We start from the raw sequence: 23,163 nt of genomic DNA, 5'->3' as shown, positions 1-23,163 counted from the left end.
CACCTCCTGCACACAGTATCCCGCGTGTCAGGCGCGCCTCATAGTCTTGTCTGATGGCCTCCCAACCCACCATCGTCTGGCTCCGCGACGACCTTCGGCTCGCTGACAATCCCGCGCTGCAGGCCGCGATCGAGACAGGCGCGCCCCTCGTCGTCGTCTATGTGCTCGATGAGGAGAGCGACGGCATCCGCCCGCTCGGGGGTGCGACACGGTGGTGGCTGCACCACAGCCTCGCGGCGCTCGGGGCGGAGATCGCGCGGGTGGGGGGCGAGCTGGTGCTTCGGAGCGGCCCGGCCGGGGTGGTCATCCCGGCGCTCGTCGACGAGGTGGACGCCGGTGCCGTGCACTGGAACCGCCGCTACGGCGCGGCGCGGCAGCTGGACGCCGACCTCAAGTCGTCGCTGCGGGCGCGCGGCATCGATGTGCACAGCCACCAAGGGAACCTGCTCTCCGAGCCGTGGACGGTCACGACCGGCGAGGGCAACCCGTACCGGGTGTTCACCCCGTTCTGGAAGGCGTGCCTCGATCGGGGAGAGCCCCGCGAACCCCTCGCCGAACCCACCGCGCTCGACGGTCTGCGCGGGGTGCCCAGCGAGACGCTCGACTCGTGGCGCCTCCTCCCGGTGGCCCCCGACTGGTCGGGAGGGATCGCGGAGCGGTGGACGCCCGGAGAGCGATCCGCGCGCGGCGCACTGGAGGAGTTCGCGACGGGGGCGCTCGCCCAGTACGACCGGCGCGACGAGCCCGCGCTCGACCCCACCTCGCACCTGAGCCCGCACCTCCGCTTCGGGGAGATCAGCCCCTTCCAGGTCTGGCACCGCATCCGCGGCGCACTCGGCGCCCCGGCGGCGCGCAACGCCGACAAATTCCTCCGGCAGCTCGTGTGGCGCGAGTTCAACTGGAACATCCTGTTCCACTGGCCCGACCTCGCGGAGACGAACTTCCGGCCCGAGTTCGACGCCTTCCCGTGGCGCACACCCGCGCCGGGTGAGCTGGAGGCCTGGCAGGAGGGGCGCACGGGAATCCCCCTCGTCGACGCCGGAATGCGCGAGCTGTGGGCGACGGGCTACATGCACAACCGTGTGCGTCTCGTCGCCGGCAGCTTCCTCGTGAAGAACCTGCTGCTCGACTGGCGGCTCGGCGAGCGCTGGTTCTGGGACACGCTGGTCGACGCCGACGAGGCGAACAACCCCGGCAACTGGCAATGGGTCGCGGGCAGTGGCGCGGATGCGGCACCCTACTTCCGCGTCTTCAACCCGGCCTTACAGCAAAGCCGCTTCGACCCGGAGGGCGCCTACGTCTCGCGCTGGGTTCCCGACGACGAACTGCGGTCGGCGCCGATCGTGGATCTCGCCGAGACCCGCGCCGCCGCACTCGCCGCCTACGACGAGCTGAAGCGGCGGAACGCGGAGAAGGCCGAGGCCGCTACGACGGACGACCGCCCAGCACGCTGACGGCGCGCGCGGCGAGCGCGGCACCCGCGAGCGCGGCGTCGCGGGGAGCCGCACCGCCGAGGGTCGCGGCGAGGAATCCCGCGCAGAACGCGTCGCCCGCACCCGTCGGATCCACCGTGGCGGTGGGGGCGATCGGGATGAGCTCGGGTTCCGCTCCGCGCAGCGCGAGCACGACCCCCTCGGTGCCCAGCGTGAGCGCGACGACCGGGAAGAGGGCGGAGAGGGCGCGGGCGATGGTGAGGGGGTCATCCTCGCCGGTCAGGACGGCGCCCTCGTCGCGGTTCGGGAAGAGGTAGTGCGCTCCGCGCACGGCCGCGAGGAACGGCCCCACCCCGAAGTCGGCGAGGTAGCCGGCGGAACCGGGGTCGACGGAGACGAGCACGCCCGCGGCGGTGGCGCGATTCAGGAGGTGCGCGAGCCGGTCATCCGCGGGCCGGCCGAACAGGCTGTAGCCGGTGAGATGCAGGATGCCCGTGCCCGCCAGAAGCTCGTCACCGATCTCGTCGGGCGTCAGCGCGTCATTCGCGCCGCGCTCGGTGAGGAAGGTGCGGCGCTCGCCCGCGACCACCACCACGATCGTTCCCGTGGGACGGCTCGGATCGGCGTGGAGATGCGGGGTGACCCCGTGGCGCGCGAGCAGGGCGCTGTGTCGCTCCACGTCGTCGGCGGCCACGCGCCCCACGAAGTCGACCGGCACGCCCGCGGCGGCCAGCCAGCTCGCCGCATTCGCCGCCGAGCCGCCCGCGCGTCGCACGATGGAGCTGGGGGTGTCGGTGTCGACGCGGATCTCGCCGCGCGGCACCACCACGATGTCGTCGATCACGTCGCCGAAGACGACGACGCGAGCGGGGGTGTCAGCCACGGAGGGCGGACCACGCGGTCGCGATCTCGCCCGCCACCCGCACGTTGTTGCGCGCGAGATCGAGGTTGACCTCCAGGCTGCGCCCGCCGGAGGCCTCGACGATGTAGAGGAGCAGGAACGGGGTGACGGCCTTGCCGGTGACCCCCGCCTCGTCGGCCGCGGCGAGCGCCTGGGCGAGCACGCGGTCGTGCTCCGCCGGGTCCCACTGCTGCTCGAGAGGGATCGGGTTGGCGACGACGATGCCCTGGCCGTGGCCCACCTCGTCCTGTGCCTTCATCACGCGGGCCACGTCGGCGGCGCTGTCGACCGACCAGTCGAGCGTGAACGCGGATTCGCGCAGCCAGAAGCTGGGGAAGATGGTGGTCTGGTAGCCGAGCACGGGGATGCTCAGCGTCTCCAGGCGCTCGAGCGTCGCCGCGATGTCGAGCACCGACTTCACGCCCGCGGAGACGACGGTGACGGGCGTGACCGCGATCGTGGAGAGATCGGCCGACTCGTCGAAGCTGTCGCTGGCCCCGCGGTGCACCCCGCCGAGCCCGCCCGTCGCGAAGACCCGAACTCCGGCGAGGCCCGCCAGGTGGGCGGTCGCCGCGACCGTGGTGGCGCCGCTCGCGCCGCGGGCCGCGAGGATGGGCAGGTCTCTCACGCTCGCCTTGGTGAGGTCATCCTCGGCGATGCGACGCACGCCCTCGGCATCGAGACCGATCTGCGGAACCCCGTCGAGCACGGCGATCGTGGCGGGCGTGACCCCCGCGGAGAGCAGGATCTCCTCGAACTCGAGGGCCGCCTCGTGGTTGCGCGGCCGCGGCAGCCCGTGGCTGATGATGGTGGATTCGAGGGCGACGACGGGCCGGTTCTCGGCGAGTGCGCGGGCGACGGGTTCGGAGACGTGGAATGCGGAAGACATGATGGCCCCAAGCTACCCGGTGAACATTTCGGGACGAAAACACGGGTCGCGGGCTATGACGATCGTCATACTCGTGTATATGATGATCGTCATAATCACTCACGAAGGAGTCGGCCCATGCCCATGATCGACGTCTACCTCCCCGCCCACCTCCTGCCGGAATCCGCGGATGCCCAGCTCGGCACCGAGCTGACCCACGCCGTTCTCCGCGCGGAGGGCGTCACGACGCCGGGCCCGTTCCATCTCGAGAACACGGCGGCGTTCATCCACCGCCTCCCCAGCGGAAGCGTCGCCACCGCGGCCAGCGCCCCGGCGAACGTGGTGCGCGTGCAGATCATCACCCCACCCGGCTCCCTGAACCGTGCCGGGCAGCGGCAGATCACCCGGGAGGCCACCGACATCGTCGCGCGCATCGCGGGTGACGAGACGCTCGTCGCCCGCACCTGGGTCATCCTTCAGGAGGCGGCAGAGGGCGGGTGGGGGCTCTCCGGAACCGCGTTCGGGCGGGAGGAGTTCACCGCCCTCGCGGCCCGCGCTGCCGCCGCGCCGACGACCGCGGAATGACGGAGACGCCGCCCGGCGCGCGCGACCGCATGATCGCCGGCGCCGTCCGACTCCTGGCGACGCGCGGCCTCCAGGCCACGTCGTTCTCCGAGGTGATCGCGGCGACGGGTGCGCCCCGGGGGTCGATCTACCACCACTTCCCCGACGGCAAGGACCAGCTCGTGGCCTCCGCCGTCGCGCTCGCAGGTCAGCGCGCGCTGGATGCGCTGGAGTCGGTACGAGGATCCTCCGCGGTCGAGGTAGCGGAGCTCTTCCTCCGTCTGTGGCGTGCGCTCGTTGTCGGCTCGGAGTTCACCGCGGGATGCTCGGTTCTGGCCGTCACCGTCGCGACCGACGACGCACCGCTCCTCGAGGCGACCGCGGGGGTGTTCCGCGCGTGGCGCGGACGTCTCGCGGAATTGTTGGAGGCCGGGGGCGTCTCGCCCGACGACGCTCCCCGTCTCGCCGCACTGCTCGTCGCGGGGAGCGAGGGCGCCGTCGTCATGGCGAGGGCGGAACAGGACGTCGCGCCGTTCGACCTCGTCGCCGATCAGCTTCGCGACGAGGTGCGGCGAGCCGCCGTCTAGTCGAAGAGCTCGGCCACCAGCCGCGGGGCGAGGGTCTCGTCGAGGGAATCCGGGATGAAGATGACGCGGTAGACGATCGGCGCCACGATGTGGTCGATGACGCGCTCGACGGTGATTCCCGGAACGGGGGCCGCCTGCTGCACGAGCATGCCCGCCTCCGCGCGACGATTACGGAGGCAGTCGCTCTGCGATTGGCCCGCGGACGCCGCGCCGCCGCGAAGGATCGCCGCGTGCACCGGGTCGCTGTAGTGACGGATGATCTCGTCGGCCCACTCGGTGAGGAGGGTGCGGAGGTCATCCCCCTTCGGGAGCGGTCGGCCCGGGTCGAGACGGTAGGTGGCGATGTCGTTGATCATCGTCGACGCATCGCCCCAGCGCCGGTAGACGCTCGTCGGGTTGACGCCGGCGCGCTCGGCGACCATCGGGATCGTCACCCGCTCGCTTCCGCGTTCGGCGACCAGCTCCTCCACCGCGGTCTTGATCGCGCTGAGAACCACGGCACTCCGGCCGCCTGTGCGGCGTGCCGGCTCGGTGTTCGTGCTCATGCCCCCAGTCTAACGCAACAATGTTTGCATTAACCCGCGCTATGGCGTACTGTCACTCAAACGCAACATTCTTTGCTTTTAGGAGTGCACATGTCGACCGTCAGCGCCTGCCCCACCCCGACGGTTCCCGTCACCGTCGTCAGCGGCCGCGGCAGCCGGAGAACCCTGCCGCCCATGGTCGCCTTCGTCGGCGGGGCGGTGGCCTTCGCGGCGCTCTATCTCGCCGCGGGCGCGCCCACTCCGCTGCTGGTGCTGCTCGAGCAGCGCTGGGGATTCTCGCCGTCGCTGCTCACCATCGCGTTCTCCGCCTACGCGATCGGCCTGCTCGCCGCACTGCTCGTCGTCGGCTCGCTCTCCGACCACATCGGGCGTCGCCCGGTGGTCGTGGTGGCGCTCGGCGTCGAGACCGTCGCGATGGTGCTCTTCCTCGTCGCCCCCGACATCGGCTGGGTGATCGCGGCGCGCGTGCTGCAGGGCGTCGCGACCGGTGCGGCGTCGAGTGCCTTCACCGCCTGGATCGTCGAGCTCGCGCCCGAGCGATACAAGCGCCTCGGCGGCGTTCTCGGGGCGACCGGCACGGCCGGCGGCCTCGCCCTCGGCGCGCTGCTGAGCGGCGTCGCCGTGCAGTTCGCGAGTGATCCGACGGCCCTCGTGTACGCGACGCTCGCCATCGTCATGGCGGTCGGACTCCTCGTGGCCGCGCTCGCGAACGAGACCGTGACCCGCCGCGCGGGGGCCCTGCGCTCGCTGATCCCCCGCGTCGCGGTACCCCGCAGCGCACGCCGTGGCTTCGTCGCCGCCATCCCCGTGCAGACCGCGGCCTGGATGCAGGCGGGCCTGTTCCTCGGACTCATGCCCACGATCATCCGATCCATCTTCCACGTCGATAGCGGACTCCTGAACGGCGCGAGCGCGTTTCTCGCCCCCGGTTCGGCGGCGGTCGCTGCCCTCGTGCTCTCGCGCGTGGCCCCGCAGACGATCCTGCGCTGGGGCACGCCCGCGATCCTCGCCGGCGCGGTGCTGTTCATCGCGGGCGTGCTCCTCGGAGCCCTCCCGCTGGTGTGGCTCGGCGGGATCGTCGGCGGAGCCGGATTCGGCTCCACCTTCTCCGCGACCCTCCGCAGCCTCACGCCGCTCGTCGAGGTGCACCAGCGCGCCGGTCTGATCGCGGGAGTGTTCGTCGTCGCCTACCTCGCGCTCGGGGTGCCCGCCGTGGTGGCGGGGCAGCTCGTCGCCCGGCTCGGGCTGCTGCCGGTCATCCTCGGGTACGGCGGCGCGATCGTGCTGTCCGCGCTTCTCGGACTGATCCTTCAGGCCCGGCTGCGCCGGACGGCCTCAGGCGACCTGAGCTGAGCCCTCCGCGCCCGCGCGCAGCATCGACCGCAGCACCTCGAGCTGCGCGTGCAGCTCGGCGGGCACCCGGTCTCCGAACTCGGCGAAGTAGCTCTCGATGCCGTCGGCCTCGCGCAACCACGCCTCGTCGTCGAGCGCGAACAGCTCGTCCATGGTGCCGTCGGCGAGGTCGAGGTCGCTCGTGTCGATCCCGTCGCGCAGCGGCAGGTAGCCGATGGGCGTCTCGACGGCGCCCACTTCCCCGTCGACGCGGTCCATGATCCACTCGAGCACGCGCACGTTCTCGCCGAATCCGGGCCACAGGAAGCGGCCATCCTCACCCTTGCGGAACCAGTTGACCTGGAACACGCGCGGCACGCGACCGCGACCGCGGAGGGCGCGACCGAAGCTCAGCCAGTGCGCCCAGTAGTCGGCCATGTTGTACCCGCAGAAGGGGAGCATCGCGAAGGGGTCGCGCCGTAGCGACCCCACGGTGCCCTCGGCGGCCGCCGTCTGCTCCGATGAGATCGTGGCGCCGATGAAGACGCTGTGATCCCAGTCGCGCGCCTCTACCACCAAGGGCACGTTGGAGGTTCGGCGGCCGCCGAAGATGATCGCGTCGATGACGACGCCGTCCGGGTTCTGCCAGTCGTCGGAGATCGACGGGCACTGCGCCGCCGCGACGGTGAACCGGGAATTCGGATGCGCGGCGGGGGTTCCCGAGGCGGGGGTCCAGTCGTTGCCCTGCCAGTCGGTGAGGTGTGCGGGCGGAGTGGGGGTGAGCCCCTCCCACCACGCGTCGCCGTCGTCGGTCAGCGCGACGTTCGTGAAGATCGAGTTGCCCCAGAGCATGTCGACCGCGTTGCGGTTGGTGCTGGGACCGGTGCCGGGGGCGACACCGAAGAAGCCGGCCTCCGGGTTGATCGCGCGCAGTCGGCCGTCCTCCCCCTGCCGCAGCCAGGCGATGTCGTCGCCGATCGTCTCGATCGTCCAGCCGGGGATGGTCGGCGCGAGCATCGCGAAGTTCGTCTTGCCGCACGCGCTCGGGAAGGCCGCCGCGATGTGCATCGAGCGCCCCTTCGGGTTCGTCGCCTTGAGGATGAGCATGTGCTCGGCGAGCCAGCCCTCGTCGCGCGCCATGACGGACGCGATGCGGAGCGCCATGGACTTCTTGGCGAGCAGGGCGTTGCCGCCGTAGGCGGAGCCGAACGACCAGATCTCGCGAGTCTCCGGGAAGTGGCTGATGTACTTGACCGGGTTGCTCGGCCACGCGACATCCTGCTCGCCGGGAGCGAGCGGCGCGCCGACGCTGTGCACGGCGCGGACCCACTCGGTGGTCGGCGTGATGCGGGCGAGCACGTCGGATCCCATCCGGGTCATGATGCGCATGCTGGCGACGACATACGGCGAGTCGGTGAGTTCGACGCCGATCCGGGTGAACGGCGATCCCAGCGGGCCCATCGCGAAGGGGACGACGTAGAGCGTGCGACCGCGCATGGAGCCCGCGAACAGGCCGCCGAGAGTGGCACGCATCTCGTCGGGGGCGGCCCAGTTGTTGGTGGGACCGGCGTCCTCCTCCCGCTCGGAGCAGATGAAGGTGCGCTGCTCGACGCGAGCGACATCGCTCGGGTCGCTGCGCGCCAGGAAGCTGTAGGGGCGGAACTCGGCGTTGAGCCGCGTCAGGGTGCCCTGGGCCACCATCTCGCGGGTCAGCGTGTCGAATTCGGCAGTGGAGCCGGTGCACCACACGATGCGGTCGGGGGTGGTCAGTTCGGCGATCTCGGCGACCCACGCGGCGAGGGTCTCGTCGACGGGGACGGGGGAGGTGGATGCGCTGCTCGGGGTAACGATCGTCATTGGGTTCACCTTTCGGTCGGTTTTTAAAGAATGCGTCGGTTTGAAAGCTCCATATCGAGATTGTTGGTAGAAAGAATTGCGAAACTTTAGATAATCTGCAGCTATGAGCAATCTGACGACGCTGGGCCAGCGCATCCGGCACTACCGCACCGGTGCCGGCCTCACCCTGGACGAGCTGGGGGCCGCGGTGGGCATCGCCGGCAGCCAGCTCTCCCTCATGGAGAACGGCAAGCGTGAGCCGCGGCTCACCCTGCTCGCCGCCCTCGCCCAGCGACTGGGCGTGGAGGTCGCCGACCTGCTCTCCACCGAGCCGCCCAGCCCGCGCGCCGCCCTCGAGATCGAGCTGGAGCGCATCCAGCAGGGGGCGCTGTACAGCTCGCTGGGATTGCCGACGCTGCGGGCATCCAAGTCGATGACCGACGACACGCTCCGCGCCATCATCGGTCTGCACGCCGAGATCGCGCGGCGGGAGCGCGAGGCCATCGCGACGCCGGAGGAGGCCCGTCGCGCCAACACCGAGCTGCGCCAGCTCATGCGCACCAAGGACAACTATCTGCCCGATATCGAGGAGATCGCGCAGCGGATGGTGGGCGAGGTCGGACACGTCTCCGGTGCGCTCACCCATCGCTCCGTCTCCCGGATGGCCGCCGGCCTCGGTTTCGAACTGGTGCACGTGCACGACCTCCCGCACTCCGCGCGCTCCGTTACCGACCTCGAGAACGGCCGGATCTACCTGCCGCCCGCGTCCATCCCCGGCGGCCACGGCCTGCGCTCGATGGCGCTCCAGGCGATCGCCCACCGCGTGCTCGGCCACCACGAGCCGCAGAGCTACGCCGAGTTCCTGCAGCAGCGCCTGGAGATCAACTACTTCGCGGCCGCGTGCCTCATGCCGCTCCGCCAGTCCGTGGAGTTCCTCGCGGCCGCCAAGACGGAGCGCAACATCGCCGTCGAGGATTTCCGCGACGCGTTCGGAGTCACCCACGAGGCCGCCGCACTGCGCTTCACCAACCTCGCGACCTCGCACCTCGACATCACCTGCCACTTCTTGCGCGTGGGCGACGACGGGGCGGTCTACAAGGCGTACGAGAACGACGGCCTGAGGTTGCCCGTCGACGTCACGGGCTCGACCGAGGGGCAGCTGGTCTGCCGCCACTGGAGCGCGCGACGGGCCTTCGACCGTGTGAACCGCACGACCGAGTTCTACCAGTACACCGACACGCCGGAGGGGACTTTCTGGGACTCCACCCAGACGGGCACCGGCAGCGCGGAGGAGTTCTCGATCACCATTGGCGTGCCCTTCGCGCACGCCAAGTGGTTCCGCGGGCGCGAGACCGAACTACGGGAGAAGTCGACCTGTCCCGACCAGGCCTGCTGCTCGACGCCGGCGCGCGAGCTGTCATCGCGGTGGGCGGGCAAGGCGTGGTCGAGCGCCAAGCTGCACGCGCACATCCTGTCTCCGTTGCCGAGCGGCACCTTTCCCGGGGTGGATGACCAGGAGCTCTACGCCTTCCTCGAGGCGCACTCGGGGTAGGTACCGCACTCGGGGTGACCGCCGCACCCGGGGTGGCGGTCGGGCGGGTCAGCCGACGACGGCGGGCAGCGGCGTGGGCCCGGCTCCCGTGCCGGCGACCGGTCCGTCGGTGGGCAGCATGTCGAGCAGGTGCTCGGTGACGCCGCCCGTCGCGTCGCGCGCGGGGACCGCGACCCCGAGCACCCAGTTGGGGATGCGGTCGCCCGCGAGCGGGATCTTCACGAGCCCCTGCGCCTGCGGCTTGGAGGCGATCGGCCTCGGTACGACGGCGATGCCGAGCTGACGGTGCACGAGGTCGAGCAGGGTGTGCACCTCGTTCACGGTGAAGCGCACGGTGCGCAGGAGCGACGCCGCCCCGAACGCCTCGTCGTTGATCGCGCGGATCGCCCACGACTCGTGGAAGTCGACGAAGGCCTCGCCCTCGATCTCGGCGAGCGTCACGCGCGACTTGCGGGCGACCGGCGACTGGGGCGAGCAGAGGAGGACGAGCGGCTCCGTCGCGAGAGTGCGGCGCTCGATGGCTCGCGCGCCAGACTCCTTCGCGCGCGGCGGTGCATCGCTGCCGGCGATGAAGGCGATGTCGAGTTCGCCCGCCCGCATCGCGGAGAGCAAAGCGAGAGTGCCCGCCTGCTCGTAGCTCACGCGCACCTTGGGGTAGCGGCTGTTGAACCGGGCGAGCAACTCGGGCACATCGATGCCGAGGCACTGCTCGCCGCCGATGTTCACTTGACCCGTGAGCTCCGCGCGGGTGGCGACCACCGCATCCTTGCCCGCGGTCGCCTGGGCGAGCATCGCCCGGGCGTGGGGCAGCAGCGCGAGGCCCGCCTCCGTGAGCTCGACCCGCCGGGTGGTGCGTACGAACAGGGGCGTCTGCAACTCGTCTTCGAGTGTGCGGATGCTCGCGCTCAGGCCCGACTGCGAGACCCGGGTCAGCTCGGCCGCCCGGGTGAACTGCTGCTCCTCGGCGAGCGCGACGAAGTACTCCATCTGGCGAAGGTCCATCACCCCAATTTATCACCACGGGGCATGAATGAGTGAAGTTTCATGTGTTGGACTGCGTGGCCCGCCGCGCCTAGCGTGGAAGCATGACCAACACCCCCACTCTGACCCTCACCTCCGGCACGACGATCCCGCAGCTCGGCTTCGGCGTCTTCCTCGTCGACCCCGACGACACGCAACGCGTCGTCGAGGATGCCCTCGCCGTGGGGTACCGCCACATCGACACCGCGACCGGCTACAACAACGAGACGCAGGTCGGCGCCGCCCTGCGCGCCTCGGGGATTCCGCGCGAGGAACTTTTCATCACCACGAAGCTTCGCAACGATCACCACAAGGCCCGCGACGTGGAGGGGGCCTTCGCGCGCAGTCTCGACATGCTGGGGCTCGACTACCTCGACCTTTACCTCATCCACTGGCCGATGCCCGCGAACGACCTGTACGTCGAGACCTGGCGCACCTTCGAGACCTTCGCGGCGGATGGCCGAGCCAAGTCGATCGGCGTCAGCAACTTCCTCATCCCGCACCTCGAGCGACTGCTGGCCGAGACCGACGTCGTGCCCGCGGTGAACCAGGTGGAGTTGCACCCGATCTTCCAGCAGCGCGAACTGCGCGCCTTCCAGGCGCAGCACGGCATCGCGACGGAGGCGTGGGGACCGCTCGGGCAGGGCAAGTACCCGCTGTTCGACCTGGCGCCGGTGCAGGCGGCGGCCGCCAGCCACGGCGTCTCGCCGGCGCAGGTCGTGCTCCGCTGGCACCTGCAGACCGGCAACATCGTGATCCCGAAGTCGAACTCGCGCGAGCGGATGGCCGAGAACTTCGACGTGTTCGGCTTCGAGCTGAGCGCCGAGGAGTTCGCGGCGATCGACGCGCTCGACGAGAACCGACGCGTGGGTGGCAACCCGAGCGAGATCAACTAGTTCGCCGGGCGCCGTCACTGATCGGGGCGGCGCCCACGGGCTGGGGTCGCACGCGGCCTCGTTGCACGGGTCCTGGTCGCACGGGCCCGAGTTGCACGGGCCCAGTTTGCACGGGCCCGGGTCGCACGCTGCAGCGGCGGCCCGGGCTCTCGCAAACGCCCGAGAAGGGGCGCGGAGCGGGCCCCGTGGCGAAAACCCGAATCTCGTCTCGGAGCCCTATTCTCCAGCCGGCTGGACGCCTGAGACGCCCTCGCCCAACCCAAAGGGCGACCGGCAGGATGCATTAACGCTACGCCGGTTGCCACCGACTCACCCGATATTCAGCGGATTCACTGCTGATGGGGGACGCGCGGCCGCGCGTCGCTGAGCCGCCGCTAGTACCGGCTGGAGAGCACCCGCTGCGCCTCGCGCTCGATGTCGCCCGTGTTCTTCTGCAGCTCCCGCGAGCCGCGGAGCTTGGCCTGAATGTGCTCACTCACGGTGATCGGCGCGTACAGCTCGCGCTCCCCCGGCTCGACGCAGCCGGGCAGGGTCGTGATGAGGGCATCCACATTGCCGTCGAAGAAGAACGCGGCCGAGCGCCGACGCTTGATCGTGCCGCCCACGACCGGGGGCTTGACGCGGTGGAGCGTCGACTTCCACTTCTCGTTGGTCCAGCGCGCGGTCAGGTCGCCGAGATTGACCAGCAGGGCGCCGGGCAGGGGCGAGACGTCGTTCCACGACCCGTCCTCACCGAGCACCTGCAGCCCCTTCACGTCGTCGGCCCAGAGCAGGGTGACGATGCCGAAGTCGGTGTGCTCACCCATGCCGATGAGGTCGCCGTCGAGCGTGACCCGCTCCCCCTCGGGCAGTGCGTAGTTGTTCATGCGCAGCACGTTGAGCGAGTGGTCGGTGTAGGCGGCGAAGTAGTCGCTCGGCAGGCCGAGCGCGTCGGCGAAGATCGCCATCATCACGTGCGCGACCGCGGTGGCGTTCGTCATCCAGAGCTCGACGTCGTCGCGGAAGGTCTCGGTCTCCTCCGGCCAGATGTTGTCGGCGTAGTCGGCCTCGCTCACGCCCGCGTGCGCGTAGTCGGCGGCCGTCGCCCCCACATTGAACGCCTCGAAGAAGTCGTTCATGCGCTCCGCCTTCTCGACGCCGAGGCTCAGGCTGAGCCGCTCCGACTTGGGCGGGCTGTACCCGCGGTTCACCCCCTTCGGTGCACGGTAGCGCTTCTTCTGCTCGAGGCTCAGTTCGAAGAACCGGTCGCTCGCCCGGCCCAGGCGCGCCCAGGATTCGAGAGGGATGCCGTGGCCGGTGATCTGCATGAAGCCCACCGTGCGCGCGGCCTCGTCGAAGGCCCGGGCGACCGCCTGCTTCTCCTCCGCGCTGCCCCCTGCGATGTAGGGCGAGATGTCGATGGCGGGAACGTGGAACGCGGCGGTCTCGGGCACGGGGCCTCCTCGGAACGATCGGGGAACGGTTGGGCGGTGCGGGTGGGGCGGCGGAGCGGAGGTTCGGCAGTCGACACCAGTATCTCGCGATCGTGGTGCGGTCCCCAAAACCGAATAGCCATTCGGTATTGACAGTCGCCCCGGCGAGGAGAATGGTGGCATCATGAGCCCACTCCACCGGGCCGAGGGCGACGACGCCCCGGCGAGCGGCACCGCCGCACCCATCGTGTCCGCTCCCGCGGGAACCATCCGCGGACTCGTGGAGGGCGGCACCGCGGTCTTCCGCGGCATCCCCTACGCTGATCCGCCGGTCGGCGAATTGCGCTGGCTCGCGCCGAGACGACGTGCGCCCTTCGACGGGGTGTTCGACGCGACGCGGTGGGGGGCGACCCCGCAGCGTCGGCCCTTCGCCGACGTGACGACCATCCCGGAGCCGACGATCCCCGGCGACGACGTGCTCACGCTCAACGTGTTCACGGCACCCGACCGCCTCCTCGCCGGAGCCGAGCCGCTGCCCGTCATGGTCTGGATCCACGGCGGCGGCTACACCGCCGGCTCCGCCGCGAGCCCGTGGTACGACGGCAGCGCCTTCGTGCGCGACGGTGTGGTGGTCGTCACCATCGCCTACCGGGTCGCCTTCGACGGCTTCGGCTGGCTTCCCGGGGTCGTCGCCGACCGCGGCCTGCTCGACTGGATCTGCGCGCTCGAGTGGGTGCGCGACAACATCCGCGCCTTCGGGGGCGACCCGGAGCGGGTCACCATCGCCGGCCAGTCGGCGGGCGGCGGCGCCGTGCTCTGCCTCCTCGCCACCGAGGCCGCCCAGCCGCTGTTCGCGCGCGCGATGAGCCTCTCCGGCATCGACGAGATCATCACGCCCGAGCACGCCGAGCAGCTCACGAGGTCTTTCGCCGCCCACCTCGGCATCGAGGCGACGCCGGACGCGTTCGGGGCGCTCAGCGACGCCGCCCTGCAGGCGGCGAGCGCCGAGTGGCGCGCCGCGTCGGGCGAGCTCCTGCTCGCCTACGCGCCGACCACGCCGCGACTGCCCGAGGGACTCGCCGTCACCGGTCTCGACACACCGCTCGTCCTGGGGAGCACGACCGACGAGTTCGGCGCGTTCCAGGTGGCCGAGGGGGTGAGCGCGACGGACGCGATGTTCCGCTCGACCTGCGTGCGGGTCGCCCGCGCTCGCGCGGGCGCATCCGCGGGCACCTGGCTTTACTCCTTCGAGTGGGTGAGCCCCGTCACGGGCGGCGCGACGCACTGCATCGATCTGCCCTTCGTCTTCGACGTGCTCGCGGAATCGCACGTAGCGGGCACGCTCGGCGCGACACCCGAGGGACTGGCCGCCGTGCGGCACGCGGATGCCGTGGCCTTCGTGCGCGGCGAGTCGCCGTCATGGGCTCCCGCGGTCGGCACCCTCGCCGACGAGGTTCGCGTCTACGACACCGTCTCCACGGTGGGGCACGGGCAGTACGCGACGGCGATCGCGCTCGTCGACGCGCGGTAGCGGGGAGCGACCGCAGCGAGAAACCCCGGAATCCTTACGGAACACGAACGGATCCGGCGGAGCGGCGACCACCGCAATACGCTGACGTGATGCGGAGTTCCCCTGCGCCCCTCGCCTCGGACGACGTCCTCGCCGACCGCCGGGTGCTGCTCGTGGAGGACGACGCGACGGTCGCCGAGGTGGCGGCGAGCTACCTTCGGGCCGCCGGGCTGCTGGTCACCCAGGCCACCGACGGGTTCGCGGCGCTGCGGCTGCTGGAGCAGACGCCGCCCGACCTCATCGTTCTCGATCGGATGCTGCCGGGGATCGACGGGGTGGAGGTGTGCCGGCGGGTGCGGGCGCAGGGTGCGACGCCGGTCATCCTGCTCACCGCCCTGGGGTCGGAGGACGACCGCATCGCCGGGCTCGAGGCCGGCGCCGACGATTACCTCGTGAAGCCCTTCTCTCCGCGCGAACTCGTGCTTCGCGTGCAGTCCGTGCTTCGTCGCTCCATCACGGCGTTCACGCCCGAGGCCGCTGTCACGCTCGGGCCGTTCCGGCTCGATCCCTCCGCGCGGACCGCGTCGAAAAACGGCGCGCCGCTGGCCCTCACGGGTCGAGAGTTCGAACTCCTGGAGTTCTTCCTCAAGCATCCCGACCAGACTTTCGGCCGCCCCGAACTTCTTGCCGCCGTGTGGGGGTGGACGGTCGGCGATCTCTCGACGGTCACCGTCCATGTCCGTCGGCTGCGGGAGAAGATCGAGGCCGATCTCGCGACCCCGCGCCACATCGCGACGGTGTGGGGTGTCGGCTACCGCTTCGACTCGGGGACGCCACGTGTCGTGGGCTGACCTCGCCACGGTGGGCGCGATCACCGGTGCGAGTTCGCTGGGGGTCACCGGAATCGGCGTCGTGCTGCTGCTCGCCCTCCGCCGCGCCTCGCTTCTCGCGCAACTCGTCGTCGTGGTGGCGGTTGCCGCGACGGCGATCGTCGTCAGCATGGTGGCGGTGGCGCGCTGGATGTTCCTGTCGCAGCACGATCTGACCGTCGCGATCACGGTCGCGGCGGTCGCGGCGACGATCGCGCTCCTGTTCAGCATCAGCATGGGTGCGATCGTGACGCGCAACCTCCGCTCGCTGACGGCTGCGGCGCGCGGCATCGGCGAGGGCAGACTCGTCTCGCCCGGCGACGTCGGCGCGGGGATCGAGCTCCGCCGGCTCGCGACCGAGCTCGCGGAGACGAGCCGGACTCTGGACGAGTCGCGGCTGCGCGAACAGCGCCTGGAGACGGCGCGACGAGACCTCATCGCGGGGATCTCGCATGACCTCAGAACGCCGCTCGCGGGGATCCGGGCGATGGCAGAGGCGCTCGAAGACGGCATGGTGGATGACCAGGGCAGGTACCTGCGCGAGATGCGCGTGCGGGTCGATCACCTGTCAGGACTCGTCGACGACCTCTTCGAGCTCTCGAAGATCGACGCGGGTCTGCTCACGCTCACCGTCAGCGAGGTCGCGCTCTACGACCTGGTCAGCGACGCGGTCGCCGAGCTGGGACCACTCGCGGCGGACCGGCGGATCACCGTGGTCGCGGAGCACAGCGCCGACCTCACCGTGCGGGCCGATCCTCGCGAGCTGGCGCGCGCCATCTCGAACCTTCTCGTGAACGCCGTCCAGCACACCGCGCCGGGCACGCCGATCACCGTGCAGGCGGGTCGTGCACCGGATGGGCGGCCCACGATCTCCGTCATCGACGAGGGCGGCGGCATCCCCGAGGCGGATCTCGCCCGGGTCTTCGACGCGGGCTGGCGCGGAACGGCGGCGCGGGCTCCGCTCGCCGGGATGCGGACCGGCGGCGCGGGGCTGGGGCTCACCATCGTGCGTGGGATCATCGAGGCGCATCGCGGCGAGATCAGCGTGCGCAACCTTGGCCGCGGCTGCCGCTTCGACCTCATTCTGCCCTCCTGACGGCGCACTTCCGCGGACGGACTGTCCGCGTTCTGTAAGACATTCCGGCGGTGGGCGGCCGTCCCGCCCTCGTAGCCTGACGACGACGCATCACACCCTGAACACCGTCGGAAGGACCGCATCGTGACTGAGGAATCTCGCCGGGTCGACGAGCTGGTCGCCCGTGTCGCCGCCGGGGACCACGCGGCCTTCGAGGCGCTGTACGAGACGGTGGCGACCCGCGTACTCGCCACCGTGCGCCGTCAGCTCGTCGACCTCTCCCAGTCGGAAGAAGTGGCCCAGGAGGTGTTCCTCGAGATCTGGCAGAGCGCGGCACGGTTCCAGCCCGCTCGCGGAGCGGCGCTCTCGTGGATCCTGACCATGGCGGCACGGCGCGCGATCGACCGCATCCGCGCCTCGCAGGCCAGCCGCGACCGCGACCGTGTCACCGGTCTCCGCGAGCAATCGCCGCCCCACGATGAGGTGTGGGAGCACGTCGCCGCGCGCGCCGACCGGGACACCCTGACCACGGCGCTGGCCCTGATCTCGCCCCTGCAGCGCGAGGCTCTCACCATCACCTACCTGGATGGACGAACCGCCGCCGAGGCGGCCGCCCTGGTCGGCGCGTCGACGTCCGCCGTGAAGACGCGGCAGCGCGACGGGCTGCTGCGACTGCGCCAGCTGCTGGGGGCGGACCAGGCGCTGAGCGCCTGAGCGGACGGAGTGCCGGCGCCGGTCATCCCCAGGCGCTGGCGGGGGCCTTCACGATCGGTACCGGGAAGTAGGCCCAGTGGGTGCCGTTCGCGTAGTGGCTCGCCGCCCACGGCGAGGCCCAGATCGCGTGCTCGATGTCGCTCGTCGATGACGAGGCCACGAGGGCGGCCACGATGGGATGGAAGGCGCCCAGGCGCTTGAGGTTCTCGGCGACCTTCTGGGCGGCGACCATGAGGTTGGGGTAGGAGCCGGTGCCGGCGTTGCCGCCGGAGCCGTAGCCGTTGTTGAGCGGATTGTTGCGGTTCCACCAGTTGGGCGGACCGTTCTCCTGGCGCATCCATCGCAGCAGCACGGTGACGTTGACGTCGCTGCGCGGCCATCCGCCGTAGAGCAGGATCAGGTTGGCCCAGTCGTAGTTGGTGCCGCCCTCCTTGAGCGTCTCGTAGCCCGGCGACGCCGTGTACCCGTCGCGCCTGACCACGGTGCCCGTCGCGGAATCGGCGACCGCCACCTCCTGAGCGTGGGCGAGCGAGTACGCGCGCAGGATCGCGTCCTCGGTCGGGGGCGCGGGCGGGGCGAGTCCGCCGACCGCCGCGATGGCGAAAGCGCTGGCCGCCGCGAGCATCGCGAGGATGCGGCGGGCGCGTTGAAGCCGGGAGAGGACGGTCATGAGCGCTTTCGACGCTATCAGCCCGGTCTGTGCGGCGACAGGCCGGGCGGGCGGGGTCAGGCGCGCGGCGCCGCCCGGAATCGCCGGAGCCGCAGGCTGTTGGTCACCACGAAGACCGAGGAGAAGGCCATCGCGGCGCCCGCCAGCAGCGGGTTCAGCAGCCCGAGCATTGCGACGGGAATGGCCGCGAGGTTGTACGCGAACGCCCAGAACAGATTGCCCTTGATCGTGGCGAGGGTGCGGCGCGAGAGCCGAACGGCGTCGGCCACGACGAGGAGGTCGCCGCTCACCACGGTGATGTCGCTCGCCGCGATCGCCGCATCGGTGCCCGTGCCCATCGCGATGCCGAGATCGGCCGCCGCGAGCGCCGCCGAGTCGTTGATGCCGTCGCCGACCATCGCGACCACCCGGCCCGAGGCCTGCAGCGCGCGAATGACGTCGAGCTTGCCCTGCGGAGTGACGGCGGAGTGGATATCCTCGATGCCGACCTCGGCCGCGACCGCCGCGGCGACCCCCGCGTTGTCGCCGGTGAGCAGCACCGGTCGAAGCCCGAGCTCCCGGAGACGACGGATCGCCGCCGCGCTGCGGGGCTTCACCGTGTCGCGCACGGTGATGACCCCGCGCAGCTCTCCGTCCCAGGCGACGCCGAGCACGGTGCTGCCGGTCGCCTCCGCGCCGACCGAGCGGGCGAGCGCGTCATCCGGTGCCGTGATCGACCAGTCCGAGTCGAGCCAGCCGAGTCGACCGACGAGCACGAGCCGGCCATCCACCACCGCTTGCACGCCGTGTCCGGCGTGAGCGAGGAACTGCTCGGCGGGGTCCACCGCGTGCCCCTGCTCGCGGGCGAACCGCACGACCGCGCGAGCGACCGGATGCTCAGAGCCGAGTTCCGCCGCGGCGGCCAGGCCGACCAGCTCGCGCTCGGTCGCGGCGCCGACGGTCGAGACCGAGGCGACGGTCATGACCCCGCTCGTGACCGTTCCCGTCTTGTCGAGCACGATCGTGTCGACCGTGCGGGTCTGCTCCAGCGCCTGCGGGCCGCGGATGATGATGCCGAGCTGCGACCCGCGACCGGTGCCCACCAGCAGGGCGGTCGGCGTGGCGAGGCCGAGCGCGCAGGGGCAGGCGATGATGAGGGTCGCGACGGCGGCCGTGAAGGCCTGCACGAGGGAGCCTGAGGCGAGCATCCAGCCGAGGAAGGTCGCGACGGCCAGGCCGATGACGACCGGGACGAACACCGCGGAGACGCGGTCGGCGAGGCGCTGGGCCTCCGCCTTGCCGGTCTGCGCGTCTTCGACCATGCGGGCGATGCGGGCGACCTCGCTGTCGGCGCCGACGCGGGTGACCTCGACGAGCAGGCGCCCCCCCACGTTGATCGTGGCGCCGACGACGCGGTCGTCGGGACCCACCTCGACGGGCACCGACTCGCCCGACAGCATGCTCTGGTCGACCGCGGAGGCGCCCTCGCGGATGAGCCCGTCGGCCGGGATCTTCTCGCCGGGGCGTACCACCACGAGGTCGCCGGGCACCAGGGATGCGACGGGCACGCGCGACTCGACGCCCGCGCGCAGCACCGCCGCATCTTTGGCGCCCAGCTGCAGGAGCGCGCGCAGGGCGGCCCCGGACTGCTTCTTGGCCCGCGCCTCGAGGTAGCGGCCCGCGAGGATGAACACGGTGACGGCGGAGGCGACCTCCAGATAGATCTCACGCGCGCCCGAGCCGCCCCCGCTGCTGAACAGGCTGAAGGTCATGTGCATGCCGGGCTCGCCGGCCATGCCGAAGAAGAGCGCGTAGAGAGACCAGCCGAACGCCGCGATCACGCCGACGCTGATGAGCGTGTCCATAGTGGCGCCGCCGTGGCGGGCGTTGATCGCCGCCGCGCGGTGGAACGGCCAGGCGCCCCAGACGGCGACCGGCGCCGCGAGCGCGAGCGCGAGCCACTGCCAGTTGGGGAACTGCAGTGCCGGGATCATCGAGAGGAGAGCGACCGGCAGCGCGAGGGCGGCCGAGATGAGGAGGCGCTGACGCAGGGCAGCCACCTCGCGGTCGACGGGGAGTTGCTCCTCGGCCGCATCCTCTCCCGGCGCGGGCGCGGGCGGTGCCGGGAGCGTCGCGGTATACCCCGCGGCCTCGACGGCCGCGATCAGCGCCGCCGTGTCGACGCCCTCCGCCTCCACCTGCGCCTTCTCGGTTGCGTAGTTGACCGACGCGGTCACCCCTTCGAGCCGGTTGAGCTTTCGCTCCACCCGCGTCGCACAGGAGGCGCACGTCATGCCCCCGATGTCGAGGGAGACCGTCGTCATGGAGTCCTCCTAGGCGGAGGCCAGCGTGTAGCCGGCCTCGGTGACAGCGGCACGGATCGCGTCCGTGTCGATCGGCTGGGAGCTCACGACGGTCACGGCCGAGGAGGCGCCCGCCTTCAGATCGATGGCGACGCTCTCGACTCCCGCGAGGGCGGAGACCTCCTCGGTGACGCTCGCGACGCAGTGGCTGCAGGTCATTCCGTCGACGAGGTACGTGGTGCTGGTCATGGTGGGGATCCTTTCGGTGGGTGGTGTCGGTGGTGGGGCGGGATCAGCGAACGAGCCGCGCGATCGCGGCCGACGCCTCCCGAAGCTTCTCCTCGGCCACGGGCCCGCCCTCCGCGGTCGCCTGGGCGACGCAGTGGCTGAGGTGGTCGTCGAGCAGGGCGAGCGCCACCGTCTCGAGAGCCTTGGTCGCGGCCGAGACCTGGGTGAGGATGTCGATGCAATACGTGTCGTCCTCGACCATGCGCTGGATGCCGCGCACCTGGCCCTCGGCACGGCGGAGGCGCTTGAGCAGGTCATCCTTGTGCTCGACGTAACCGACCATGCCGTCCTCCTATACCCCGTGGGGGTATCAGTGTAGCGCGTTCCCGGCGCGGGCGCAGGGGTGTGCACGGGCACGGGTGCGCGTGCGCGCGTCGCACCCCGGCGCTAGCGTCAGAGCATGAGCAGGAGCGACCTCACCATCCGCCCCGCCAACGAGGCGAGCTGGGATGACCTCCGCCGGATCTTCGGCACCCGCGGTGATCCGGCCCGCTGCCAGTGCCAGTGGTTCCAGTTCCCGGGGCACGAGTGGCGGACCGTGCCACCCGAGGAGCGCTCGGCGCGGCTGCGCGAGCAGGCGGCGTGCGGGCATCCGGAGTCGCCGACGACCTCGGGCATCGTCGCCTACCTCGACGGCGAGCCCGTGGGATGGTGCGCGATTGCGCCGCGAACCGTCTCGGTACGGCTGCGCGGCATGCGGGTGCCCTGGCAGGGGCGCACGGAGAACAAGGATGACGCGGGCGTGTGGGCGCTCACCTGCTTCGTGGTGCGCACCGGCTATCGACGGCAGGGCATCAGCGGCGCACTGGCCCGCGCCGCCGTGGACTTCGCCCGCGACCGGGGTGCGCGAGCGCTGGAGGGGTACCCGATGGCGACCGAGCCGGGAGTCGAGATCACCTGGGGCGAGCTGTTCGTCGGGAGCCGGAGCGTCTTCGAGGAGGCGGGGTTCGAGCAGGTCAGCCACCCGACGCCGCGCCGGTACGTCATGCGGGTGGAGTTCTGACCGCGGCCGCCCTATCCGCCCGCGCCCCCGAGCGGTAGTGTTCGGCGCATGACCGAGTACTCGACCATTCAGAAGTCGACCACGATCGCCGCCGCACCGACCGCGATCCTCCCCCGCCTCACCGACTTCCATCGCTGGGTCGAGTGGTCGCCGTGGGAGGGGCTGGACCCGGCGCTCGAGCGCAGCTACACCGGCGCCGACAACGCCGTCGGTGCGGAGTACGCCTGGAACGGCAACCGCAAGGCGGGCGCGGGCACGATGCGCCTGGAGGAGGTGCGCGACGACTCGGTCAACATCGCCCTCACCTTCACACGACCCTTCTCCTCGGCCAGCCGCGTGCGATTCAACCTCACGCCCTCAGCGGCCGGCACGGAGGTGGTGTGGACCATGGAGAGCCCCAAGACGATCGGGTCGCGCATCTTCGGGCTCATCATGAACATGGAGAAGATGATCGGCTCCGACCTCGACAAGGGGCTCGCCTCGCTCAAGCGCGTCGTCGAGGGGGCGGCGTAGCGGCCGACGGGTGAGCGGCCCCGCCTCAGGCGTCCTGACGCGCGTGGCCCAGGAGCACCGCCACGAGGATGCCCGTGCCCGCGACCACCGCGGCCAGCGCGCCGAGCCCCCCACCGATCCCGACCGCCGTCGCCACCGCCCCGACGAGCAGCGGCCCACCCGCGTCGCCGAGTTCGCGGCCGAGCTCCGCGGCACCCATCGTGCGCCCCATCCGCTCGGGCGGCGTGACGCCGACGAGCACCGTGAAGCCGAGTGGCGTGACGACGCCGATCCCCGCCCCGAGGAGCAGGGCTGCCGCGAGCAGGAGCGCCGCGGACGTCGCGCCGGTGAGACCTGAGGCGACGGCGAGCGCGACGACGCCGAGCGCGACGAGCGCGAGGCCCCCGGCGATGCCCGCGCGCGCCGCCAGTCGACCGTGGTCGTGACGGCGGCCGACGAGCGGCTGCACGACGCTCGACACCACGGCGAGAACGGTGACGGCGAGCATGCCGGGAAGCACGCCCAGCTGTGAGCGAACCGCGGTGAGCGGGAGGAATCCCACGGCGACGCCGAGCGAGCCCGTCGTGACGGCCAGCGCGGCCACGGGGAGGAGGAAGCGACGCGAGCCGAGCTGCCGCGCGAGGTCGAGCAGGGTCGCGCGGGGGCGCGGCAGCACCTCGATGACGGGGACGGCGATCGCGACCCACGCGGCGATCGCGGCCGCGGCGACGGCGAGCGCGAGGAGCAGCGCGGGGAAACCGCCCCACGCCAGCAGACCGGCCCCGGCGAGCGGCCCGAGCGCGTAGCCGAGCGACTTCCACGACCCATAGCGGCCGAAGAAGCGGCCGACCGTGCCGCTGGGCGAGAGGCGGGCGACCGCGGCGGAGGACGCGGGCGAGAACGCGGCGGCGGACGCTCCCTGGCCGAGGCGAACGAGGGCGAGCGCGAGCGGGCCGGAGAGGAGGGTTCCCAGCAGCGAGACGAGCGCGAAGCCGACCAGCCCGGCGACGATGACCCGGCGGATGCCCACCCGATCGCTCAGCGCACCGAACAGCGGCTTCAGCACCACCTCCGCCACGTCGTAGAGGGCGAGCAGAATGCCCACGGTGAGGATCCGCAGCCCGAGCGAACCCGACTCCGCGCCGACACCGGCCGCGACGCTGTGCGCTCCCGCGGCCGAGAGGAATCCCGCCGCGTAGAGCGGCCAGCGCTGGGTGTCGCGCATGGCGTCCCCCTGTCGTCGTGCGGTGCTGGTGTGCAGGCGCCCGGGTCCAGTCAACTACAGGGGCGTGCCGCGGGGGTGGCGGAACAGCT

General features: G+C 71.4%; 23 protein-coding genes. 12 read left to right on the top strand and 11 right to left on the bottom strand.

The genetic code is table 11. From position 1 onward, the window contains the following. The first annotated feature begins 53 nt into the window (after positions 1 to 53). The gene (locus G3T37_RS06420; RefSeq protein ID WP_163472684.1) at positions 54 to 1,454 is read left to right on the top strand and encodes a cryptochrome/photolyase family protein; all 1,401 of its coding nucleotides are present in this window, start codon (positions 54 to 56) and stop codon (positions 1,452 to 1,454) included. On the opposite strand, the gene G3T37_RS06415 is transcribed toward G3T37_RS06420, so the two are convergent. Together G3T37_RS06415 and G3T37_RS06410 are read right to left on the bottom strand one after the other, a co-directional pair. After that, positions 1,426 to 2,316 carry a PfkB family carbohydrate kinase gene (locus tag G3T37_RS06415; protein ID WP_163472683.1) on the bottom strand — a complete coding sequence of 297 codons (891 nt, stop codon included), beginning with the start codon at positions 2,314 to 2,316 and terminating at the stop codon, positions 1,426 to 1,428. The two genes, G3T37_RS06420 and G3T37_RS06415, sit on opposite strands and share 29 nt — an antisense overlap. After that, a complete protein-coding gene (locus G3T37_RS06410; RefSeq protein WP_163472682.1) occupies positions 2,309 to 3,223 on the bottom strand; it encodes a pseudouridine-5'-phosphate glycosidase in 915 nt (304 codons plus the stop codon). Before G3T37_RS06410 ends, G3T37_RS06415 begins: the two co-directional genes overlap by 8 nt. Positions 3,224 to 3,340: 117 nt before the next feature. Between G3T37_RS06410 and G3T37_RS06405 the strand changes: the two genes are divergently transcribed. Continuing rightward, on the top strand, positions 3,341 to 3,787 hold the full coding sequence (locus G3T37_RS06405; RefSeq protein WP_163472681.1) for a tautomerase family protein: 447 nt from the start codon (positions 3,341 to 3,343) through the stop codon (positions 3,785 to 3,787). Next, positions 3,784 to 4,353: a TetR/AcrR family transcriptional regulator gene (locus tag G3T37_RS06400; RefSeq protein ID WP_163472680.1), complete on the top strand. Its 570-nt coding sequence runs from the start codon at positions 3,784 to 3,786 to the stop codon at positions 4,351 to 4,353. Before G3T37_RS06405 ends, G3T37_RS06400 begins: the two co-directional genes overlap by 4 nt. Here G3T37_RS06400 and G3T37_RS06395 read toward each other — a convergent pair. Further along, positions 4,350 to 4,898 carry a TetR/AcrR family transcriptional regulator gene (locus G3T37_RS06395; RefSeq protein ID WP_163472679.1) on the bottom strand — a complete coding sequence of 183 codons (549 nt, stop codon included), beginning with the start codon at positions 4,896 to 4,898 and terminating at the stop codon, positions 4,350 to 4,352. The genes G3T37_RS06400 and G3T37_RS06395 overlap by 4 nt on opposite strands. A gap of 90 nt (positions 4,899 to 4,988) precedes the next feature. Between G3T37_RS06395 and G3T37_RS06390 the strand changes: the two genes are divergently transcribed. Continuing rightward, positions 4,989 to 6,251, top strand: coding sequence for an MFS transporter (locus G3T37_RS06390; protein WP_163472678.1), 1,263 nt, complete (start codon positions 4,989 to 4,991; stop codon positions 6,249 to 6,251). Here the strand turns inward: G3T37_RS06390 and G3T37_RS06385 are convergent. Continuing rightward, entirely contained in the window at positions 6,234 to 8,087 is a 1,854-nt protein-coding gene (locus tag G3T37_RS06385) for a phosphoenolpyruvate carboxykinase (GTP) (protein ID WP_163472677.1), read from the bottom strand. The genes G3T37_RS06390 and G3T37_RS06385 overlap by 18 nt on opposite strands. A gap of 103 nt (positions 8,088 to 8,190) precedes the next feature. Between G3T37_RS06385 and G3T37_RS06380 the strand changes: the two genes are divergently transcribed. Continuing rightward, complete coding sequence (locus G3T37_RS06380; RefSeq protein ID WP_163472676.1) at positions 8,191 to 9,618, top strand: helix-turn-helix domain-containing protein; 1,428 nt, start codon at positions 8,191 to 8,193, stop codon at positions 9,616 to 9,618. A gap of 48 nt (positions 9,619 to 9,666) precedes the next feature. On the opposite strand, the gene G3T37_RS06375 is transcribed toward G3T37_RS06380, so the two are convergent. Continuing rightward, on the bottom strand, positions 9,667 to 10,620 hold the full coding sequence (locus G3T37_RS06375; protein WP_163472675.1) for a LysR family transcriptional regulator: 954 nt from the start codon (positions 10,618 to 10,620) through the stop codon (positions 9,667 to 9,669). Between the two features lie 83 nt (positions 10,621 to 10,703). Here G3T37_RS06375 and G3T37_RS06370 point away from each other — a divergent pair, with 83 nt between their 5' ends. Continuing rightward, positions 10,704 to 11,534: an aldo/keto reductase gene (locus tag G3T37_RS06370; protein ID WP_163472674.1), complete on the top strand. Its 831-nt coding sequence runs from the start codon at positions 10,704 to 10,706 to the stop codon at positions 11,532 to 11,534. Between the two features lie 374 nt (positions 11,535 to 11,908). On the opposite strand, the gene G3T37_RS06365 is transcribed toward G3T37_RS06370, so the two are convergent. Then, the gene (locus G3T37_RS06365; protein ID WP_338401205.1) at positions 11,909 to 12,967 is read right to left on the bottom strand and encodes an isopenicillin N synthase family dioxygenase; all 1,059 of its coding nucleotides are present in this window, start codon (positions 12,965 to 12,967) and stop codon (positions 11,909 to 11,911) included. Between the two features lie 163 nt (positions 12,968 to 13,130). On the opposite strand from G3T37_RS06365, the gene G3T37_RS06360 reads away from it, so the two are divergent. The 4 genes from G3T37_RS06360 to G3T37_RS06345 all read left to right on the top strand — a co-directional run bounded on the left by G3T37_RS06360 (position 13,131) and on the right by G3T37_RS06345 (position 17,114). Next, positions 13,131 to 14,477, top strand: coding sequence for a carboxylesterase/lipase family protein (locus tag G3T37_RS06360; RefSeq protein WP_163472673.1), 1,347 nt, complete (start codon positions 13,131 to 13,133; stop codon positions 14,475 to 14,477). Between the two features lie 89 nt (positions 14,478 to 14,566). Then, complete coding sequence (locus G3T37_RS06355; protein ID WP_163472672.1) at positions 14,567 to 15,307, top strand: response regulator transcription factor; 741 nt, start codon at positions 14,567 to 14,569, stop codon at positions 15,305 to 15,307. Further along, positions 15,294 to 16,421, top strand: a complete 1,128-nt coding sequence (locus G3T37_RS06350; protein WP_338401204.1) for a sensor histidine kinase — start codon at positions 15,294 to 15,296, stop codon at positions 16,419 to 16,421. Before G3T37_RS06355 ends, G3T37_RS06350 begins: the two co-directional genes overlap by 14 nt. Before the next feature lie 123 nt (positions 16,422 to 16,544). After that, positions 16,545 to 17,114 (top strand): sigma-70 family RNA polymerase sigma factor, encoded by a 570-nt coding sequence (locus tag G3T37_RS06345; protein ID WP_163472670.1) that lies wholly within the window; start codon positions 16,545 to 16,547, stop codon positions 17,112 to 17,114. A gap of 22 nt (positions 17,115 to 17,136) precedes the next feature. On the opposite strand, the gene G3T37_RS06340 is transcribed toward G3T37_RS06345, so the two are convergent. Genes G3T37_RS06340 through G3T37_RS06325 form a run of 4 tightly spaced genes read right to left on the bottom strand, consistent with a single transcriptional unit; the run spans position 17,137 to position 20,637 of the window. Further along, positions 17,137 to 17,784, bottom strand: coding sequence for a hypothetical protein (locus tag G3T37_RS06340; RefSeq protein WP_163472669.1), 648 nt, complete (start codon positions 17,782 to 17,784; stop codon positions 17,137 to 17,139). A 56-nt stretch (positions 17,785 to 17,840) separates the two neighbouring features. Further along, positions 17,841 to 20,087 carry a heavy metal translocating P-type ATPase gene (locus G3T37_RS06335; RefSeq protein WP_163472668.1) on the bottom strand — a complete coding sequence of 749 codons (2,247 nt, stop codon included), beginning with the start codon at positions 20,085 to 20,087 and terminating at the stop codon, positions 17,841 to 17,843. 9 nt (positions 20,088 to 20,096) lie between these two features. Then, complete coding sequence (locus G3T37_RS06330; RefSeq protein WP_163472667.1) at positions 20,097 to 20,315, bottom strand: heavy-metal-associated domain-containing protein; 219 nt, start codon at positions 20,313 to 20,315, stop codon at positions 20,097 to 20,099. A 43-nt stretch (positions 20,316 to 20,358) separates the two neighbouring features. Then, a complete protein-coding gene (locus G3T37_RS06325) occupies positions 20,359 to 20,637 on the bottom strand; it encodes a metal-sensitive transcriptional regulator (RefSeq protein ID WP_163472666.1) in 279 nt (92 codons plus the stop codon). Positions 20,638 to 20,754: 117 nt separating this feature from the next. Between G3T37_RS06325 and G3T37_RS06320 the strand changes: the two genes are divergently transcribed. Then, positions 20,755 to 21,357, top strand: a complete 603-nt coding sequence (locus G3T37_RS06320) for a GNAT family N-acetyltransferase (RefSeq protein ID WP_163472665.1) — start codon at positions 20,755 to 20,757, stop codon at positions 21,355 to 21,357. Between the two features lie 48 nt (positions 21,358 to 21,405). Continuing rightward, on the top strand, positions 21,406 to 21,870 hold the full coding sequence (locus tag G3T37_RS06315) for an SRPBCC family protein (protein WP_163472664.1): 465 nt from the start codon (positions 21,406 to 21,408) through the stop codon (positions 21,868 to 21,870). A 25-nt stretch (positions 21,871 to 21,895) separates the two neighbouring features. Here the strand turns inward: G3T37_RS06315 and G3T37_RS06310 are convergent, their stop codons facing one another. After that, the gene (locus G3T37_RS06310) at positions 21,896 to 23,074 is read right to left on the bottom strand and encodes an MFS transporter (protein ID WP_163472663.1); all 1,179 of its coding nucleotides are present in this window, start codon (positions 23,072 to 23,074) and stop codon (positions 21,896 to 21,898) included. Between the last annotated feature and the right edge of the window lie 89 nt (positions 23,075 to 23,163).

The sequence above is a fragment of the Galbitalea soli genome (assembly GCF_010686725.1).
GTDB classification, from domain to species: Bacteria; Actinomycetota; Actinomycetes; order Actinomycetales; family Microbacteriaceae; genus Galbitalea; species Galbitalea soli.
Note: the sequence above shows the minus strand (reverse complement) of the source record. Positions and strands in the feature narration are given on the sequence as shown.

Coding starts and splice junctions, on each gene's coding strand:
- G3T37_RS06400 (WP_163472680.1), top strand. CDS start 3,784: ATGACGGAGACGCCGCCCGGCGCGCGCGACCGCATGATCGCCGGCGCC.
- G3T37_RS06310 (WP_163472663.1), bottom strand. CDS start 23,074: ATGCGCGACACCCAGCGCTGGCCGCTCTACGCGGCGGGATTCCTCTCG.
- G3T37_RS06420 (WP_163472684.1), top strand. CDS start 54: ATGGCCTCCCAACCCACCATCGTCTGGCTCCGCGACGACCTTCGGCTC.
- G3T37_RS06395 (WP_163472679.1), bottom strand. CDS start 4,898: ATGAGCACGAACACCGAGCCGGCACGCCGCACAGGCGGCCGGAGTGCC.
- G3T37_RS06380 (WP_163472676.1), top strand. CDS start 8,191: ATGAGCAATCTGACGACGCTGGGCCAGCGCATCCGGCACTACCGCACC.
- G3T37_RS06335 (WP_163472668.1), bottom strand. CDS start 20,087: ATGACGACGGTCTCCCTCGACATCGGGGGCATGACGTGCGCCTCCTGT.
- G3T37_RS06405 (WP_163472681.1), top strand. CDS start 3,341: ATGCCCATGATCGACGTCTACCTCCCCGCCCACCTCCTGCCGGAATCC.
- G3T37_RS06360 (WP_163472673.1), top strand. CDS start 13,131: ATGAGCCCACTCCACCGGGCCGAGGGCGACGACGCCCCGGCGAGCGGC.
- G3T37_RS06390 (WP_163472678.1), top strand. CDS start 4,989: ATGTCGACCGTCAGCGCCTGCCCCACCCCGACGGTTCCCGTCACCGTC.
- G3T37_RS06370 (WP_163472674.1), top strand. CDS start 10,704: ATGACCAACACCCCCACTCTGACCCTCACCTCCGGCACGACGATCCCG.
- G3T37_RS06320 (WP_163472665.1), top strand. CDS start 20,755: ATGAGCAGGAGCGACCTCACCATCCGCCCCGCCAACGAGGCGAGCTGG.
- G3T37_RS06385 (WP_163472677.1), bottom strand. CDS start 8,087: ATGACGATCGTTACCCCGAGCAGCGCATCCACCTCCCCCGTCCCCGTC.
- G3T37_RS06315 (WP_163472664.1), top strand. CDS start 21,406: ATGACCGAGTACTCGACCATTCAGAAGTCGACCACGATCGCCGCCGCA.
- G3T37_RS06330 (WP_163472667.1), bottom strand. CDS start 20,315: ATGACCAGCACCACGTACCTCGTCGACGGAATGACCTGCAGCCACTGC.
- G3T37_RS06340 (WP_163472669.1), bottom strand. CDS start 17,784: ATGACCGTCCTCTCCCGGCTTCAACGCGCCCGCCGCATCCTCGCGATG.
- G3T37_RS06355 (WP_163472672.1), top strand. CDS start 14,567: ATGCGGAGTTCCCCTGCGCCCCTCGCCTCGGACGACGTCCTCGCCGAC.
- G3T37_RS06410 (WP_163472682.1), bottom strand. CDS start 3,223: ATGTCTTCCGCATTCCACGTCTCCGAACCCGTCGCCCGCGCACTCGCC.
- G3T37_RS06375 (WP_163472675.1), bottom strand. CDS start 10,620: ATGGACCTTCGCCAGATGGAGTACTTCGTCGCGCTCGCCGAGGAGCAG.
- G3T37_RS06325 (WP_163472666.1), bottom strand. CDS start 20,637: ATGGTCGGTTACGTCGAGCACAAGGATGACCTGCTCAAGCGCCTCCGC.